The sequence below is a fragment of the Methylobacterium ajmalii genome (assembly GCF_016613415.1).
Lineage (GTDB): Bacteria > Pseudomonadota > Alphaproteobacteria > Rhizobiales > Beijerinckiaceae > Methylobacterium > Methylobacterium ajmalii.
In genome coordinates, this window is sequence record NZ_JACWCT010000184.1 from 1 (window position 1) to 18,473 (window position 18,473).

General features: G+C 63.4%; 10 protein-coding genes and 2 pseudogenes. 3 read left to right on the forward strand and 9 right to left on the reverse strand.

Annotated features, from left to right (window positions below; genetic code table 11):
• Positions 1-834: 834 nt before the first annotated feature.
• Positions 835-1,300: pseudogene (locus HPY23_RS31570) on the forward strand (transposase); the annotation flags it as partial.
• Positions 1,301-1,556: 256 nt separating this feature from the next.
• Here HPY23_RS31570 and HPY23_RS31580 read toward each other — a convergent pair.
• The 7 genes and pseudogenes from HPY23_RS31580 to HPY23_RS31605 form a co-directional block, all read right to left on the reverse strand.
• Entirely contained in the window at positions 1,557-2,507 is a 951-nt protein-coding gene (locus HPY23_RS31580; protein ID WP_413231104.1) for a DUF6538 domain-containing protein, read from the reverse strand.
• A 527-nt stretch (positions 2,508-3,034) separates the two neighbouring features.
• Entirely contained in the window at positions 3,035-3,604 is a 570-nt protein-coding gene (locus HPY23_RS31585; protein WP_099954284.1) for an SLATT domain-containing protein, read from the reverse strand.
• An 8-nt stretch (positions 3,605-3,612) separates the two neighbouring features.
• On the reverse strand, positions 3,613-4,284 hold the full coding sequence (locus HPY23_RS31590; protein WP_123834322.1) for a nucleotide-binding domain-containing protein: 672 nt from the start codon (positions 4,282-4,284) through the stop codon (positions 3,613-3,615).
• A 300-nt stretch (positions 4,285-4,584) separates the two neighbouring features.
• Positions 4,585-5,613: an IS110 family RNA-guided transposase gene (locus tag HPY23_RS33425; RefSeq protein WP_024830198.1), complete on the reverse strand. Its 1,029-nt coding sequence runs from the start codon at positions 5,611-5,613 to the stop codon at positions 4,585-4,587.
• A gap of 228 nt (positions 5,614-5,841) precedes the next feature.
• Positions 5,842-6,402 (reverse strand): annotated as a pseudogene (locus tag HPY23_RS33430) (SMODS domain-containing nucleotidyltransferase); the annotation flags it as partial.
• A 450-nt stretch (positions 6,403-6,852) separates the two neighbouring features.
• The gene (locus HPY23_RS31600) at positions 6,853-10,587 is read right to left on the reverse strand and encodes a DEAD/DEAH box helicase (protein ID WP_051475892.1); all 3,735 of its coding nucleotides are present in this window, start codon (positions 10,585-10,587) and stop codon (positions 6,853-6,855) included.
• 368 nt (positions 10,588-10,955) lie between these two features.
• Complete coding sequence (locus HPY23_RS31605; protein ID WP_024830196.1) at positions 10,956-12,062, reverse strand: thioredoxin domain-containing protein; 1,107 nt, start codon at positions 12,060-12,062, stop codon at positions 10,956-10,958.
• 761 nt (positions 12,063-12,823) lie between these two features.
• Here HPY23_RS31605 and HPY23_RS31610 point away from each other — a divergent pair.
• Together HPY23_RS31610 and HPY23_RS31615 are read left to right on the forward strand one after the other, a co-directional pair.
• Positions 12,824-16,033 carry a MobA/MobL family protein gene (locus HPY23_RS31610; protein ID WP_099956650.1) on the forward strand — a complete coding sequence of 1,070 codons (3,210 nt, stop codon included), beginning with the start codon at positions 12,824-12,826 and terminating at the stop codon, positions 16,031-16,033.
• Positions 16,034-16,276: 243 nt separating this feature from the next.
• A complete protein-coding gene (locus HPY23_RS31615) occupies positions 16,277-16,693 on the forward strand; it encodes a ParA family protein (RefSeq protein WP_200601628.1) in 417 nt (138 codons plus the stop codon).
• On the opposite strand, the gene tnpC is transcribed toward HPY23_RS31615, so the two are convergent.
• Together tnpC and tnpB are read right to left on the reverse strand one after the other, a co-directional pair.
• The gene (gene tnpC / locus HPY23_RS31620; RefSeq protein WP_099957521.1) at positions 16,602-18,158 is read right to left on the reverse strand and encodes an IS66 family transposase; all 1,557 of its coding nucleotides are present in this window, start codon (positions 18,156-18,158) and stop codon (positions 16,602-16,604) included. The genes HPY23_RS31615 and tnpC overlap by 92 nt on opposite strands.
• Positions 18,159-18,237: 79 nt before the next feature.
• A partial coding sequence (tnpB, locus tag HPY23_RS31625; protein WP_200649730.1) for an IS66 family insertion sequence element accessory protein TnpB occupies positions 18,238-18,473 on the reverse strand: 236 nt, incomplete at its 5' end.

An 18,473-nucleotide genomic window follows, 5' to 3' on the forward strand; every position in this document is an offset into this window, starting at 1 on the left:
CGATCACCCGGCCAGGCGCCTCGCCGATCTGCTGCCTTGGAACTGGATGCCAACCAGTGAGGCCGAGCAGGCCGCCTGACCAGTGGATCCGTCACCGAGCGCTTACGGAGTCGGCGTCCCATGCAGAGGCGACGACGTGCATACCCCTGGCCCGCATCCGACGTGCCCAGTTCAATCGGGCCGTCGCGATTTGTGCGGTGCGGTGAACCATTCGCCGCGTCGACCGTTGAGTCCGTGTGCCGCCCACCGCCAGGCGCGCGTCAGCGCGCAACGTCCACTCCCGACAATCAAGGACCATCGATGCTGAAGACCATCACCTATGCGATGATCGGTGTCCTGGCCTGTGGCCTCGTGGTGGCCGTCGTCGGCGCCTCCGGGACCTTGCTGCCCGGCTAGGGCATTTTCCGACGAAGTGCAAACCGGTTCGTCGCAGACAATGCGACAAGACAAAGGCTTAGAGCGCTTCGCGATTGCAGCGCGATCGTGAAGCGCACTAATGCCCCGAAGGGAAACTCGCCGCGAAACCGCCTCGGTCGTCTGCTGACGAGACGCTCGCGCGTTAAAGCGTCCCACTCTCCCGCAATCCCGATCGAACAACTCGATTGCGATGCGAAGCTGGACTGACGTCGTGAAATTGCAGAATGCGCCGATCGCCCATTCCCGTATCGACGGGACTGAGATCGGTGCCCTCCGCATGAGCCCTATCCCGGCACGAACGAAGACGATTCTGCGTTCAGGTCCCGCGGGCAATGACGGACCGCGTCGAGGAGGGACGCGACCCCCGTTTCTTCATCCACCTAGAACTGGAGACCGGCCCTTGACGGGACGGACGGAATGAAGCGGAAGCAATTTTCGGAAGAGCAGATCATCGGCATCGCGAAGGAAGCCGAGGCGGCTGCAGTGGTAACGGAGCTTTGCCGCAAGCACGGGATGTCGAGCGCGACCTACTATGCAGGGTAGGCGAAGTTCGGTGGCCTGGGCGCATCTGACGCGAAGCGGCCGCGGTCTCTCGAAGAGGAGAACGCCCGTCCCAAGCGGCGGCTCGCGGACACGATGCTGGACAATGCGGCGTTGAAAGACCTGCTGTCAAAAAGTGGTGACGCCTGTCGCGAAGCGACAAGCGGTCGCTCGCCTCCAGGCGACGTTGGGGATGAGCGAGCGGCGGGCATGTGCTGTCATCGGGGCGGACCGCACGAGTATGCGGTATCGGTCGTGGCCGGCGGATGATGGCGAAGTGCGGTCGCGGCTGCGCGAGCTGGCGCAGCAGCGCCGGCGGTTCGGCCATCGATGGCTGCACATCCCGCCGATCTGCGTCGGTATTGGGCCGACGAAGACCCTCGCCAAGCTCGCCAACCACATCGCCAAGATCATCCCCGAACTCGGAAGCGTGTGCGGCCGGTCGGACGAGGCGGAGCGCGCCGCCTGGATGGTCGGGGTTTCGGGCTGAAGCGGAAGCCCAGGAAGATGTTCGCTGCTGCCTCGTCTTTCGCGACCGCGGCCGTCCAGAGCGCCGACAGGGCCGAGAAGTGCCGCTTCACGGTCCGCTGCGTGATCGGCTATGTGCGCTGTTTGTAGGGCAGCGCCTCGTGCGCCGCCAGGATCTCGTCCACCGTGAGGTTTCGGTAGCGGGGGTGTTTGCCGTAGTCGTTCGGGAGCCGTTCCACGCGGCTGCGGAAGTGGCCGGCGTCCTTGCGGGTGTAGGTGGCAAGGGGACGGTCTCCGCAGATGTCGACGAACAGGCGGAAGGTCGCCCCCGCTTGGGACGCGGTCTGGTTGTCCCAGGTATTGGTGGCGGCCTGCGTGTTTCGGAATACGGCGGCGACTGCGGAAAACAGCTCGAGGGCGTGCGGCGGCACCGCCTCCTTCTCGGCCGCCGGGGGTGCCGCAGTGTTCTGCGTGGGCGGTGCTTTCGTAGCCTCGTCGAGTGCCGTCAGCTGCATCTTGAGCAGGCGGTCGCGGGGCTCGAAGTTGAAGTCGCCTTCGTAACGGGCCTTGAGCGCTTCGGCGACGTCGATGCCCGCCCGCAGCATCGCCTGCCGTGCCTGCGCGACCGCACGCGGTTCGAGGTCAGCTGCCGCGATGCCCTGCTTGCGGAGCATGGCGACGGTGACGAAGCCCGCCTCTTCCAGCCGGTTGCAGGCGAGAGCGTCGCGCGCCCGTGCCGCCATCGTCTCGTACTGGGCGACGCGCCGCTCCCGCGTGTCAGGCGGGATCGCTGCGTGCGTCAGCCGTCCTTGTCCATCCCCGTCGAGGATCGTCCCGTAGAAGTCCTGCACGAGGCGGGCGAGTTGGTCGTCGGTCAGCATCGGCGTCGCGCACAGAGCCGTGAACAGGCTCTCCGAGGCGAGGTATACCCGACAGGCTCTCGCCTTGGCAGCACGAAGGTCGGTGGTCGCGAGGCTGCGCACCAGTTCCTTCAGGCGGAACCTGGGTCTGAGCGTGTCCGGCACGCGGCGTCGAAAGTGGAAGATTCGTCCCCGGAGGACGACGTTGGCGATGGACCTCACTCCGCTCCCTCGCCGCCCGGGCGGGCGGCCTGTGTAGCAGCGGAATGTAGCAACCGGCTCACTCCGCAGGGCGGCTGCGCGAGAAAGTGAGCGTTCTGAATGGTTTAGGTGAAAAGGTGGCTGGGGCGCCAGGATTCTCAGCCAAAACCGAAGGGGTACGACATCAAGGGGTTAAGCCCCCGATCACCCGTCTTGAGCGGCATCGGACCTAGGAAATGGACCATCGGATTGGACCCTGGTCAACGCTCGGTTTTAAGCGCTCCACAGCCTGTAGAAATCGGCGGCGGATCCGCAAAGCGCCGTAAGCCGACCTTCCGTCGGCAGGCGCCGAACCGCCGCTCTGGACCTGATACGGACCCTCACGACGTCCACCTCGGGGCATTCCACAGCGCCGGCTCTCTATGAATAGCTTACTTGAGAAAGTCCGTTTCGAATGGCCTCTGACAGTATATAGAATAGATTGTAGATCACGGTGGACAATAAGATTCCAACCGAACTGCCCGAATTAAGTGAAGAAAGCGACGTGACTATTTGTGCGCCAAGAGGTACAACCCGGCAGGCAGAGCCAAAGAAAAAATTACAAGAGCGATTCTCAGCGAAAGAGGCACCATATCCTTCCAAGTAAATTTTCGCTGCTCGTTAATCCATGCTCTCTCTTGCTGTGCGAAAAACTTGTAGTGTGTGAACCAATCGGAAAAGAGTATCTGCTTGCTGATTGATGCAGCATAGAAACTGCTCTCGAGTTCTGCGAGGCGAGCGTGGCTTTGCTCCACGTCAGAACCACCTTGGACTTCATAATATAAATCTCGAAGCTGGTTGTAAATTTGGGTCAGCTTCCGGCCAACCTCATCATATTCTTTACTTCGATAGGCTGCGATATAGACGTTGCACAGTCCAAGCACGGCCAAGCACGCTGAGGGTACCTTTGCGGAGAGGGGCTCCCAAACCAGCGCAAATATTCCGACCGCGCTTGATATGAAGCCGATCCAACCCGGCACTTTCTCGACAAGATCGAAGGTTGCAAAATGCTTCTTCGCGCCGAACCCTACGTTGTAGCCGGTGTTGGCTATCGCCTTAAGAAGACCAGCTCTGTCCACCGGATATCCTACTCGGTTATGGGAACGTGAATGCGATCTTTGGCGACGACGACGCCGTCTTTCACGGCGTAGCATTCTACAATATGGTCGCCCCGAAAGTTGGTCCTTTCTATCTTCTCCAGACGGCCGTCATCCGGTACGATCTCGCCTCGGATACAATCACGTCTCACGGCCGTGGGACCTCTATTGAGCACCTTCCACAGCAACGTGAAAGGCGGAGGTACGTCGGTATCAGTGACGAAGAATTTCAAGTCCTTCTTCGCCTGGAGAACGCGGCTCGCGGCAAGCAAGCTGCGTAGGAGGGATGGGCGAAAGCCATCCTGCTTCACCTCGCACTCCAGTTCGATATCGAAGCGGATATCGATTGGGTACATGTCCTCGATAAAGCGTTCGGTGTTTCGAGCCTCGTAGCCCCCAGACTTGAGAGCGGACTCGAAAGCCGAGTCCGCAGCCGTGGTTGCAACGGGTCTGGGCGGGAAGTTCGATCCGAAAACTTTGCGCCAGCGGTCGTTGCGGTAATCCTGTGTTTCCGCCTCGATCGCTTTCAAGCAAAGATCGTACGCCTTCCCTGCCTTTCTGCGAAAATCCTTCTTTACCTTGACACGCTGGCCGCTCCCCAGTGCGGCGTAATAATCTTGCTTCGGCTGATCCTTGAGAAATGCAAAGAAATCTCGGCTCATCCAGTCGTAATATAGGTAGCTCTTTCCGTCGTAAGCGTCAGTCTTGTGTGGATGGCTCCCGCATTGCAAGCGGCGAATTGAGCTTCTGACGCGTTGGTCGGGTGCAGTCTTGTGTCCGGCCTGTTGATGCAGTCGTTCATGTGACCGCTGGCCCTGATGGTATCCGCGAGCTGGGTCCCACTCTGCTTTGCGGGCTATCACGCCCTGGACTAGCGGCGGGGTGTCCCGGCTCCCGGGCTGACCGGTTCGCCATCAACTCTCATCGTCCTCGCAACCTGGAAAAGTCTCCTTGCCGTGCTGTCAGGCGGCCGCGGCCAGGGGTGCGCGGTAGGTGCCGCCGCGGGTCATGATCGCCCAGGCGACCCGCGCCGTGCGATTGGCCGCCGCAACGGTCACCACGCGCACCGGCTTGCGCTGCAGCAGTGCCGGCAGCCGCGGGTCGACCGAGGTCGGCGTCGCCTTCGCGCGCCGGATCAGAGAGGTCATGCCGACCACGAGCAGGCGACGCAGGTAGCGGTCGCCCATGCGTGAGATCCGGCCCAGGCGCTCCTTGCCGCCGCTGCAGTTCTGAAGCGGCGTCAGCCCTAACGAGGCGGCGAACTGCCGACCGGAGCGGAAGCGCTCGGGCTCGCTCACCGAGGCGGCCAGCGCGGTCGCCGAGACGATGCCGACACCCGGGATCGTCGCAAGCCGCTGCGACAGGTCGCTGTCCCGATGCCAGGCCAGCAACTCCTTCTCCAGCCGGGTGAGCTGGATCTGCACGGCACCGATCTGGTCGGCCAGCCCGGTCACCACGCGCTGGGCGAGCGGCGGCACCTCGGCCGCGTCTCCGGCCGAGAGCCGGGCCGCCAGTTCGAGCGCGTGCCGCAAGCCCCGCGCCATCTCGATCCCGAACTCGGCGAGCAGGCCGCGGATCATGTTCACCAACTGCGTGCGTTGCTTGACCAGCAGATCGCGCGTCCGGTGCAGCGCCAGCGCCGCCTGCTGGTCGGTCGACTTCACCGGCACGAACCGCATGCTCGGGCGCGTCACCGCCTCACAGATGGCTGCGGCATCGTTCGCATCGGTTTTGCCGCGCTTGACGTACGGCTTCACGTAAGCCGGCGGCATCAGCCGCACGTCGTGGCCGAGGCTCATGAGCTCCCGGGCCCAGTGGTGCGCCGTGCCGCACGCCTCCATGCCGACCAGGCAGCGCGGCAGCTTGGCGAAGAACGGCACGACCTGCGCCCGCCTCAAGGCCTTGCGCACGACGACGTGCCCAACTGCATCGACGGCGTGAACCTGAAAGATGCTTTTGGCCAGATCGATGCCGACGGTGGTGATCTCCATGGGGATGGCTCCTGCATGAGCGTGGCTGCTGCTTTGACAGCAACCACATCTTGGCATCGAGATGCCGTCAGTCGGAGCGGGAGCCATCCACCCCATCTGCTTTAGAAAGTTGTAGGCGAGAGTGTCTATCAGCAACCCGCCCATCGCAACGCCATGCTTATTTTTCCAAGCGCGTGCCATCCGAGCCAGCCGACGAAGGTTGTCATTCTTCTGGGCGTTGAATTCCATCATAGCCTTGAGCTCATCTCGCGGCTTAGTAATTTTCCAACTTCCATCCTTGTAGCTATCTGGATATTTGTAAGAGTTATCACTCTGCTCGAAAACAGGCTGAACCTCGATATGGAAGTTCGAATAGAGCACACGTACCACGAGGCGATCGACTTTGACTGTCGTGGAAGGATAGCGGGCCTTTATGGCTGCTGCGCAGTCAGAGAGAAGCCGATACTGACCGCCGTCCTTATAGTCATTCCATGTTTTAGCCGGCATGATATAGAGCATGTCGAGATCGGAAACGCCTTTGATGGCCGTATGACGACCATAGGAGCCGACCTGCAGACTGTTTGCAATTTTTGACTCAGTGTCCCGGAATTTCTTATTCAGCGCAGCCGTGATCTCGCCGTAACGTGCCGAGATCGTCAGGCCGTTCGTAATCTTGATATTGCCAAGAAAGCTTCGAAATGCATCCGCAACGCTCATGGCGCATCCCAGCGAGGCCACGCCGAGCGCGCGACGGCACGATCTAACACTATGATGGATTATCGGACGAGCTGCTAACTTTACGAGTAGCATCTTGCGAGAAAGTTGTGGAATAGTGTCTGGAGGCGAGTATGGCTACGAGGTAGCAAGCCTCATGACCGCACGGCTAAATTTTTGGATTTGCGGCAATAAACGTTGCCTAACTCGCGGCGTCGGAATGTGTTACTGCAGAAAACACTTCGTTAAACCGGCCAATCTGTATCTGCGATCTGAGCGATAGAACGAGATGCAGCCTACTGGATGGCACGGTCCGATTGGGGTGCACTCAAATCAGACCGATTTCTACCGACTTGAACGTCTTCTCTCGACCACGACCCAGAATTTCACTCTCCACCTTGTCCGAATCTTCAGGTGAAACGGGTCAAATGTCCGCAAGGGGTTAGCAATTCGCATGTTGCTTGTTCGGCTTCGAGTCGGAAGCCGGCCTGCAATGCCTAACTAGAATTGGACCATCGCGGCTGGCTTACTCACGCGCGCTTCCAGCTACTGATTCACATCATCTGCGGACCAGCCGGTAGTACCCCGCTTTCCCAGCGCTACCCGACCCTGGATCTGGTTGGTGGAGGGCTCGTAGATGAATCCCGCTTGGCGCGATTTCAGGCCTAATAGCGTGCGGACCTCAGACGCCATGGCGACACGTAGCCCGTTCGGTGACGCGACACCGGCTTCGATCCGGCATTTACCCTTGCGAAGAGCCGCCGCCTCCTGAGCTGCCGCCATGACCCACACATCTTGCCGATCAGTGGCACGGTTGACGCCGTCGAGCAGGGCAACCAGTGGCGCAAGACGCGGTGGAGCAGCATTCGTTGCGAACGTGTAGAGGATCCCGATTCCGGTAAGCGCACAGATCCTAACATCCTCTGGGTGCACAGATTGTCCACTCCAGCCACACGTTTGGGCTTCAGCAGGTAGACAATATACTCCATGCGCGGCCCGCACGGCTTTCTCCTCCAGCATCAGCGCTCCAGAAACGCTACTCGGCACGAGGAGACGCTTTAACGCCCGGTGTCCCGTAACGACGCAACGGTCAAGCTCCGATGGAAGGGCGCGAGTTCCCGTGGCTGCGCAGGACTCCAGGATACCGGGACGAACCAGATGTCCCGTCACCCCGCACCGTTCGCCCTCGCTCGGGGCGAGGAGGGCTTGCGACTGGTGGCAGGCCACGAATTCGTCCTGATGGCCAATGCGCCCGGATACGGCCGACGACGCGGCCCGATCCTCTCGGAACAGCTTGCCTGACAGATCACTCGTCCGGAGCTCGCTTCGCAACGCTTCGTCGCCCGAGAAGACGCAGCGCCCGAAATAGTTGGCCTCTGCATGCTTGCCGCTGACTGCTGATGTTTTGAGATGGTCACGTCCTACGAGTTTGCCAGTCATGGCCGACCGCTCGACCTCATCGGTCAGGAGGCAGCGATTTGTCAGCGCACACCGGACCACGAACTCAGGCAGCGCCCGACGTCCATTAAGTTCCGACACCACCAAGCGATGCCGCAGTTCCCGCTTCCCGCTGATCGCGCATGCATCGAGGCAGGTCTCCGGTAAGGCCTGCTGATTAGGGCCGCATGATACCAGTGCCGGCGCCGCTAAAATGTGGCTAGAGGAGGGGACGATCGTCAGCTCATCTGCATAGCCGCCGTCGCCGACCCGGTAGCTGACCCGCAGCTGCACGTCCCGGAGAACAGCGCCTTCCGCGCCTGCCAGCACGAACGACAGGCGCGGTGTAAAATCCTCCTCCATCTTGGCACGCTTTCGGGCATCCTGGCCCGCCGAGGCCATCTCCTGTCCGCGCCGTTCCAGGTAGAAGCGCGTGAACTCCGCGATGCCCGGGTCCTGACGGGCCGCCTCCATGACTTGGTCGATGCTAAGCCCCAACGCATCGGAGGCTGCATCGAGAACCAGAGGGAGCGGAGCTAAAGCATCACGGGTAAATGAGAACTTTGCCCGATTGCGCGGTGCACAACGCACCTCGATCAGCCGCTCGTAGGCGTCGTGCGCAACGGTCGCCCGTACACGAACCAGGATAACCCCTTCGAACCAGCGGCGCGCGGCCGCGCTTTCCGTGCCGACCAGAGTCCCCCCGAAGCTTTCGACCCATTGTCTCGCCGCTGCATCTGCCCCACGCCGCGGATCCTCGTCGAGGTCACGGACCGCATAGCGGCCGCTGACCACCATCCGCTGTACCATCCGGCTGAAGGCAGGCGACCCCGGCTGGTAAAGCGAGGACCGCGTCCCGCTCATCGCGTCGCGCTCGAAGCGGATCACTTCCTGGCCGCCCTCATCCTCAACCGCGAACAGACGGTTGGCCAACGGCGTGACCCGCGCGCCGAGCTGGCCCAGAGCGCCAAGAGCAAAGGGCTGGTACTCCATCGAGCGCGTCTGCGGCGGCAGGCTTGGTGCCTGCGGCCCGACATAGCCCTGGCCATCCGTGTCCCCGAGCATCGCATCGATGCGTTTTTCTTCCTCTAGGAGCGCCTGCTTAGCCGCCGCGATGCTCTGCTCGGCCATTGCCACGCTTGCTTTGACGTCCGCGCCCTTGAGCGCTGCCACCACAAGTTCGCGGATCCGTTCTTCGAAGCCCGCGGCGCCATCCTCGCCCCCCACGGAGCCTTCCAGCAGAGATTCGATGTCGCCTATGGCGCTCGTCGACATTTGCAGCTTCTCCATGAGCCGCCCGACAATGTACTCCTCGAAAGTCCCCTGCAGCGTGACATTCAGAATGCTGACATGGGCGTGCTGGGATGCAAGCCGTTGTACCCGGCCGATGCGTTGTTCCACGATCATCGGGTTCCAGGGTAGGTCGTAGTTCACCAGCACATTGGCGACCTGCAGGTTCACGCCCTCTGACCCAGCCTCGGTCGAAACGATGACGCGGTAGCCGGGCGGATTGGCGCGGAAGCGTCCGATTGTCTCCTGGTTGCGCGCACCAGACGTGCCGTTGATAATCCCCACCGTCAGGCCGTGTCCCTCCAGAAACTCCTGGATGGTGGTCTGAGTCTCCCGCCGTCCCGTGAAGACGACGAGCCGCCAGCTGTCCGGATTCTCGTGTTTCAATTGGGTGATCAGTCGTCCGAGGCCATCTAGCTTCGCGCTCGTCGTCATGCCCCGCACGACTGACCGCACCGCGCCCGCGAAATCGGGCCCAATCGTGCCGTTGCGCTCCATGTTATCGAGCTGGGCGCTGAGCGCGTGCGGGCTACTTGTCAGCGCCTGGAGGATGCCGATCTGCGCCAGACGATTGAGCTTCTCGATACCCTTGGCGACGATTGCGATCAGTTCGAGCTCGGCTGGTGTCGGCTGCACCCGGTGCAGCTGCACTTTGCGGTCGGGGAAATGGAGCTTGGCGTCGCCGCGACGCACCCGAGACATGTAACCATAGACGATCGACCGGAACGCCTCGGCCGCCTCCGGCTTCAGCTGGCGTGCCTGCTCTCGGTCACCTGCGATGAAGCGCCGGGCAAACTGGCCTTCGTTGCCGAACGGGTTCTCGTGTCCTCTCGCCACGGTGAGCAGATCGACTAGCGAATAGAGGTCCCAAAGCCGATTCTGGATCGGCGTGGCTGTCAGCATCAGCACGAACCGGAACCGCCGCGCCGCTAAGGAACTCCGAATGACCTGCGCCACTTTGGGCGGCTCCGGTGTACCGTAGAGATTTCGTAGCTTGTGTGCCTCGTCGAGGATCAGCAGCTCGAAGCGATCGGCAGGAAGTTTCTCCAAGTAAAGTCGCGCTGAATTGTACGTTGTGATGATCGCGCCGACGCCGTCCGGGTTCGCGCTCAGCAGGTCACGGCCCGTTGCGACCTCGGCCGGAATATCGAACTTCGTTTCCAGTTCCTCCTTCCACTGTGGTCCAAGGAGTTTGGGGCAGACGATCAGGGACCGCGACAGCCGTGAACGCGCGATGAGCTCACTCATCACTAAGCCCGCACTAATCGTCTTGCCGAGCCCAACATCGTCCGCGAGCAGCGTTACAGGCAGGCGGCGACAGAAAGTAATCAGGTTGCTGACTTGATGATGGAACGGCTCGACCCGGTCACGCCACTGCGCTTCCGACTTCACGTCCTTGCGTGACTCAATCACGATCGGATCGGTCAGGTCCCATTCAAGGGCTGCCTTATAGATCCGATATTCCTCAGGCGAGCGCACCGCGCGAAGAAGCTTCGTCTGCCATTCTGAATCAGCGGTTATGTGCTGCAAGGGATTTTCCTTTTCGAAGCTCATAATGCCGGGACCAGGGAGGCTCACTCAAAATTGTAGGGAGTTTGATTTTCGTCCGATGGCAGTCATCAACATCCTCGCGCGCCGCGGCAGCGCAGCGTGCGATGTCATAATGAATTTAGCTCGCCTCAACCCTCGACTTCGTCGTCATCCTTTTAGACAGTGTAGCCATCGCTAGCGTTTCTGGGCATGTCGTAGAGGTCGGCCTCAGGGATCTCCACTTGTACGGCTGGATGGCCGGACGTCGAATTATCACCTGTCGTCGGGGTCGGATCGGCCCGAGGTATGTATCCAGTGGACCGATGGTCGGCTCGGCTCCGATGCTATCACTGCACCGGAGCCGCCACAGAGGCTCGGCGAGCCCATCTGCCTCAGGTCGACCGCGCGCCGTAGTGAACGTCGTCCTCGTAGGCGGAGGCGTCGCTGCCGTCGCCTTTGGGTACCGCTTGCAGCCCGGCGCCCGACGCGAGCCAAGGACGCCCTGGAAGGAGCATGACGAGTTCTTCCCAGACCGGATGCAAAACGGGGTCAATGGGAAAGCGACACCAGTCTTTGTAGTAAGCAAATTTCACCTCAGCCTCCTCAAGCGTCGTCGTTCCGCCCGGGCCGCCCGGCGCTATTGCCAGAACCAATCCATACAATTCGAGGAGATCGGGCCAGACGTGGCGTCGCGCCTGCTCGCGCCAGATCGCCTGCTGGATCGGCTCTCGGTAGCCAGCTCCCCCATCGGACAAGAGCCAAGTCAGCACTTCATCCTCAGCGGCTGGCAGCGCAGACGAAGGGATGTCGCCGATCTCCGGGAGCACCGGCATGAGCTCACCGATATTGAGAGGGCTTAGCTCCCATTGGTCACCAATGCGCATCCCGCACAGCGGGAACCGCGCACTGACGCAGGGCGGCGGCGCGTCGACATCCAGCCAACCGGGCGTTGATGCGGCGACCAGCGCGTACAGCCCCCGCAGATCCAACCGAGGTTCCTCCTCGTCCAGCTCGTCGGTGCCATCCATGATGGCAGCAAGACTGGGAACGTCGTCGGGGCTGTCATAGTCGTCCTGTTCCCAAGGGTCCTCCTCAGGGTCCGGATCGTCCCAGGCTCCCCATTCGGAATGGCATCCGGATAGCGAAAGATGCTCCGCCGAACCTACGGATTGCGCCGATCGCATCCTGCGACCCGCGCGGCGAGCACGCTCCCCGTTCATGATTGCCGTAAAGGTCTCGACCTCGGCGCGATCGACCGCGTAGGAGATCTGCTTGTGCATCAGGACCTGAGAACGCTCGAGGAACTCCCGAATAAGGGCCTCGCCCTTCGCGTTCGTACCCGCGATACCCTTTTTCAGTGCGGCCAGGCGAGCGCCGACCTTCTGCTGGCCCCATGGGTAAGGGTCGTCGGGCTGACGCGTGCGTGATCTCAAGCCGAGCTCGATTCGAACGGCCGCGAACGCCGTCCCGATCATCTGGGTGTACGACAGGGGTTCCACGGGTCTCCAACCTCATCGATCGCCTCATGCGTGAAGGCGACAAGATGACGAGCGAACGGTCAAGCCTCATGCCGGACCGCACGTGCTCCGGATCGGCCCGCTGGGCAGCCACGGCGGGTAGCCTGAACAGCCGTTAAAACCCCGGAAGGGAACCCCGGGAGACGGCCGCCCCGACGGGCGGCGGCCGGGCTTTGCCGTTCGCTCGGGCGCGCGAACCAAAGCCCGACCAGGACCCCGGAAGGACAGCGTTCCCGGGAAGGACGATCCCAAAAAGACGTTCCGGTGCGCCTCGCGTGTCCGAGGCGCACCGGAACAGGGCTCAGCTCCCCTAATCCGGAGCAGCCCGGCGGCAGCTCCAAATTAGGCGACTCCTGCGAGCCGGCTTCGATTTCCCAAATGGAACAGACTGAGTAAGGCGTCTTGCGAAGAGCCGAACGTCGGCCATCCCCGCATTACGAGATCGAACGAGCGTCTCTGCAGAGGCCGTTTGGCGGCGGCCGAACAGAAGTTAACGAGCTGCCAAATTCGATCTGAGGTCAGGCAAACGCTCAGGATGCGGCAGAACAACGCACCCCCCTTTTAAGCGTCCCGGAGCGGTCTTTGGAGGGTTCGATGCTTAATGAATCGCAGCCGTCGCCTAGAGCCTGATTAAATTTCTGGCCTCGATTCGCGCCGAAACCAACTCCACTTGCTCGAATCGAGCGCACCTGCCTAAGCTTGGCCTTGAACATTTGGCGTTGCTTCTCAGGCGGCCACCACCAATGCCCAATATCACCGGCACGCACTGCTTCGTGCGCGAGGCAATCACGCGCCTATGCGGCACCGCGAACGGTCTTGGTACTCTTCAGACCGAGCGCGACCGCGAACTCGCATATCGGCTCTACGCGCAGCCGGGAATCCGCTTCGCCACACGCGAGAGCCGTGAGCGCCCGATCTCGCCGAGTGGTGCGGTGACCTGCCACTTGTCCCAGACCGCGATCTCCAAGACCTCGCCGATCTTGAAGATGATCCGGGCTGCCAAGACGGGGCGGCGCATGAGCAAATCGTACGCTTGCGCGCATCAGGAGTATATTGATCGACCGGGCGCCGCCGAACGCCTCCCGCGAGCAATCGGCGGTAGCGTCGGCGGACGAGGCGGAGCTGAGCAGCAGGCTTATGTTGAGCGGGCGGGCGCGGTCGAGGCAGACCGGCACGGCGGCACTACGCTCTCTTCGTTCGGTACTCTCGGGGATACGGCCGAGCAGCGCGCGCATTTTTGGGAGGTCGTTGAGTCGACTGAGCGCTCTCCGGCCGGCGACCGTGTCACGGTCAAGCCAGGCGAGAACCCTAGTTGGTGGACCCAGGCTCTCGCGGCGATCGATGAGGCGCCACCGGTTGTTCAGGCCGTACTACGAGAGGCGGGTGCGAGGCGTACAGCCCCCCTGAAGCTGAAGCTGTCGACGCAGGATGCCTTCGCATTCTGGCGATGGGCGGAGACGGTCGGAGAACATGCGCCTATCGACATTGCGCCAGGTCGTGGCGGTCGCACACAGACTCGGATCATCGCAGAGCTTCCGTTTGAACTGGATGGCCACGCGCGCCACGCCATCGTTTGCGCATTCACGGAAAAGCTCAAGCAGCGCGGCTTTCCCTTTTGGGCCGTCGTGCATGCGCCCGATGCCAACAACGATCAGCGAAACTTCCACTGCCACATCGTTTACTACGACCGTCCGGCTCGGCGTATTCCGCACCCGGATACGGGCGCGCCCACCTGGGACTTCGCGATCACGCGAACCAAGCGGCGCGCAAACCGCACCACGGTTCTCGAGCGTCCCCATCGACAACGCAAAGATCGTGATTGTCACGAGCGCGCTTGGATCAAGGATCTGCGAACGGACTGGGGTACGTGCTGTAACGCGGTTCTAGCCGAGGTTGGACTGGGGAAGCGGGTCGATCTGAGGAGCTACAAAGAGCTCGGCATCGACCGGACGCCGGGCAAGCACATCCCCGCGCGCCAATATAATAAGGAACGCAAAGGCGGGCTGACGGCGGCGGGCGCTGACCTCGCCCGCCAGCAGTGGGACACCGAGGCTGACCTCATCCTTACGGAGCGGGCGGCTGCGACCGGGATCACGATCAGCCTGATGCTGGCGAATGGTCGCCAGGCCGAGATCATGCAGGTCGGGCGACAGACACCTGTAGCCTACGGCACGATCGAAGGCCCGGCCGACCATGTGCGGGCACTGACGAGGCGTGGCCTCGAACTCATCATGGAAATCGGTCAGCTGGAACTCGCGCGCGATCTCGCCCGGTTGGTCTTCGGGCGGACGATCTCACGGCCGCGCCTCTTGTTGGCGACAAACGAGGCGCAAGGCAAACGAGAGACCGCGAAGGCCGCTCCATTACACTCGGGGGTGACCGATCCAGCCGTCCGGGAAGGTCATAGCTTCGGATTCTCCCGCCGGAGCGAACTGGTCGAGTTCTTTGACCGGCTCGAACAAGGGCACGAGCGTCTGGCCGCAGCCTACGACGCGCAGATCGTAGAACTGCGTCGGCAACTTGGGCTGAAGCGTGCCGAGCTTCTCCATTATGTGGGAGCGGCCGATCGAGTTCAGGCCACTGACGTCGCATCCCGCAGTCCGGCTCGGGTCGGCGGTGGCGACGCAGATGCAGTTGTCGAGCGTCCGACTGGGTACGTTCTGCCGATCGAAGCAGTGCCGGCTTCAACGTTCCGCGACCAAGTTCGAGCAAGCCTCGATCGAAGCGCTGTAGCGCTTTGGGATCGAGTTACAGCCGTCGAGCCGGGGAGGAACGACGCTGCCGTCGCGAAGCTCTCACGCCCTGCGATCTCGCTCGGACGGTCGCCGATTGTGGTCCCGGCGACGCTTGACACGCCAGCCCAATCCCCTGGAGGGGCGGAAGCCTCACCTACGTCATCCTGGGCGAATGCCGTAAGCCAGGCGGCTAAACAGCGTGGCCGTGAGTTAGACGATGCCGCGCGTCGCAGCTTTCGAGCGACCTCTCCGAGCGTGGGGGGCTTTCCCGCGGTCTTGGGCGGTCTGGGAACGTCGCAGCTTCGGCCTTACCACGAGCTCGCTTCCGGCCTCGCATATAGGCGCACGTCGAATGGTGCGCCTCTGATCCATCCGCCCACTCCCGCAACCACCTCGAGTCCGGCCGAGCGGCCGCCAGTCGCCGCGAGTGTTGCGTCACAGCTCCCGGCGACGGGTTCGACTAACACTGCGGTCGGGCAACCAACCTCGGCGGCACACAGCCCCGGTCCGAAATCGGATCGGCCAGCGACGCCGGTAGGCGCAACACCGGCCGCTCCCGAACTTATCGGGACAAAGGCAGAGGTCTCCAGTTCTCGGTCACCGCCGCCGCCCCCTACAGCTGCACCGAAACCCGCTCCAGTCGCGTCGCCTCCGGACGAGCGTAGCGTGGCTCAAGCGGCGGTACACGCGGCGGATCCCCAAACAGTCCAAGCCAACGCTGGATCAGAGTCTCGCGAGCTGCTTCCACCGGCAGGCGCAACCGCCCCGGCCGAGGTCGAGGCAATAGCTTCCGTCCGAGCTGGTTCACCAGGGCCACGTTCACTCAATCCCACTTTGCATCCATCAGAATTGGATCCGGTCCAGGATTGCGGGGCCGAGCCGCAATCCGAGATCCCAAGCCTCATCCGGGAGCACGTCGCGGCCGGGCCGCCAATCGCTTCGGATCAGCATGATGATCTGCCTGCCATGAAGGATCAGCCCCGGTCAGAACCTTCTCTTCTCGCGGCATCCGAGCGCGCCGTCGATGCAAGCCGAACTGCGGTGCGCGTGGCACCTCCTCCCGCCTCCTCGACCGAGACACCGCCGCCGAGCGTGCCTGCCTGGGCAGTCAAGGGCGTGAAGGGGGCGGCGATGAGCAAGGACGAAGGCGTCCGGCCAAGCCTCACGTCCTCGCGGAACGGGCGAGGCGGACGAGGTGGTCGCGGGATCGGAGACTGAGATGAAGAGATCGCATCATATCCTTGGCAGGCAGGAGCCGCGCTGCCGAATTTTCGCAGAAAACGGGAATCGTCGAGCGAAGCATCGTAACGCCGTAGCGTCACGGCGTTCTGGCGCTGCGATGCCGAGGCGCTGGGGCGCTTCGATGGGATGGCGTCGCGATGCCATAAGGCCATGGCACCGCGACGCCGAAACGCCATGGCGCCTTGATGCCATAGCCCCCTCTTGCGGAGGGCGACGCTGATGGACACGGTCGCCATCGCCGGACAGAAGGGCGGTACCGGCAAAACTACCACCGCAGTCAATCTGGCTGTCGCCGCCCAACAGGCCGGACGACGCGTGGCCGCCCTGGACCTCGACCCGCAGGGCTCGCTCGCCGCATGGGCCGCCCGGCGCGAGGTTGACGATCCGGCCGTCGATCATCTCGGGCTCGAACGCGTCGAGCAGTTGCCGAAGATCCTCGCCGCACTCGAGCGGCGCGGTTTCGACCTCATCATCCTTGACACCGCGGGATCCCTAAGCCCCGCGGCCAATCTCGCCAGTAAGCGCTCGGTGACGGAGCAACTGGTCAAGCAGCCTGCTGGGTCCAGTCGGTCGGCGTCCAGTTCCAAGGCAGCAGATCGGACAGGCGCTTGGCCGGGTGATCGGCGATGCGCGTGAGCACATCGCGCAAGTAGCTCTCGGGATCGAGCCCGTTCATCTTCGCCGTCTCAATCAGCGTGTAGAACGCTGCCGCGCGCTCAGCGCCCAAGGCGGATCCGGCAAAGAGGTAGTTCTTGCGCCCGACCGCCACGCTGCGCAGAGCCCGCTCGGCCGCGTTGTTGTCGAGGGCGAGACGCCCGTCGTCGAAGGCGCGCATGAGCGCCGGCCAGCGTGCCAGCATGTAGCGCAACGCCTTGGCCAGTTCGGACCGGCCCGGCACCTGGGTCAGGCTCGTCTCGGCCCAGACCTTCAGCGCCTCGGCCAGCGGCTTCGAGCGCACCTGTCGCTCGCGGTGACGGAGGTCGGGCGGCTTGCCGTGCAGGTCGCGCTCGATCCCGTAGAGCGCCCCAATCCGCTCCAGCGCCTCCGCCGCGAGGGCCGAGCTCGTCGCGGCGTGCACCTCGAAGATCTTGCGGCGTACATGCGCCCAGCACGCTGCCTCGGTCAGGGCACCGCCCACACGCCCGGCCTCGTACAGCCCGTTGAAGCCGGCATAGCCGTCGGCCACCAGCACGCCGGAGAAGGCCGCCAGGTGGGCGAGCGGGCGCTCGCCTCGACGGTCGGGCGAGGCGAAGAACACGGCCGCCGGCGGGCGCACGCCGCCGTGGGGACGCTCATCCCGCACATAGGTCCACAGCCGTCCGATGCTCGTCTTGCCCGTGCCGGGCGCCAGCACCGGGATCGGCGTATCGTCGCCGTGCAGGACGTCCGAGCCAGTGATCACCTCCCGGCGCAGAAGGTCGGTCAGCGGCTGCAGCGTGGCCGCAGTCGCGCCGAGCCAGCCCGAGAGCGTCGAGGTCGCCAGTTCGACGCCGTCGCGCGCGTAGATCTCGGCCTGGCGATATAGCGGAAGATGGTCGTCGAACTTCGCCACCGCGATGTGGGCCAGGAGCCCGGGACCAGCCCGCCCGCGGGGAACCGCATGGTGGGGAGCGGGCGCCTGAACCACCTGCTCGCAGGCACGGCAGGCGAACGCCTCGCGCACGTGGCGCACGACCTTGAACCGGCCCGGCACGTAGTCGAGGCTCTCGGTGACGTCCTCGCCGATCCGGCGCAAGCTCCCGCCGCAGGCCGGGCAAGCGCAGGGACCGGCGTGGACCACGCTCTCGCGCGGCAGGTGCGCCGGCAGGTCCCGCCGGGCCGGCCTGAGTCGGGCGGCCTCCCTCGCCTCGGCGACGACCGGCGTGCCGGCCAGGCGCTCGGCCTCGTCGACCTCCAGCGCCTCGATGGCCAGTTCGAGCTGCTCAAGGCGCGGGCCGAACTTCTCGGACGAGGTGCCGAACCGCGCCCGCTTCAACCGGGCGAGCTCGCCGCGTAGCTTCTCGATCAGGGTGCTGGCGTGGACGGCCTCGCGCGTCAGGCTGACGATCAGCCGCTTGAGCGCGTCGACGTCGTCGGGCAGCGTGGCAGGATCGAGAGCCATGCCAACAGCTTAGCCCTTGCCAGGAGCCGTCGCTACCGGCCCTGACCACGGACGCGGCTCCCTCGGTAGTCTGCCGCTCTCAGCCCGCGATCATCGGCCGGTCGGTGCGCAGCGGCGTGCGCCAGTCGATCCCCTCCAGCAACATGGCGAGCTGGGCCGGCGTCAGCGCGGCGGCGGCACCGGCGGTGGACGGCCAGACGAAGCGGCCCTTCTCCAGGCGCTTGGCGAACAGGCACAGGCCCTGGCCGTCCCACCACAGCACCTTGATCAGGTGGCCCTGGCGCCCGCGGAACACGAAGGCCTGGCCCGAGAACG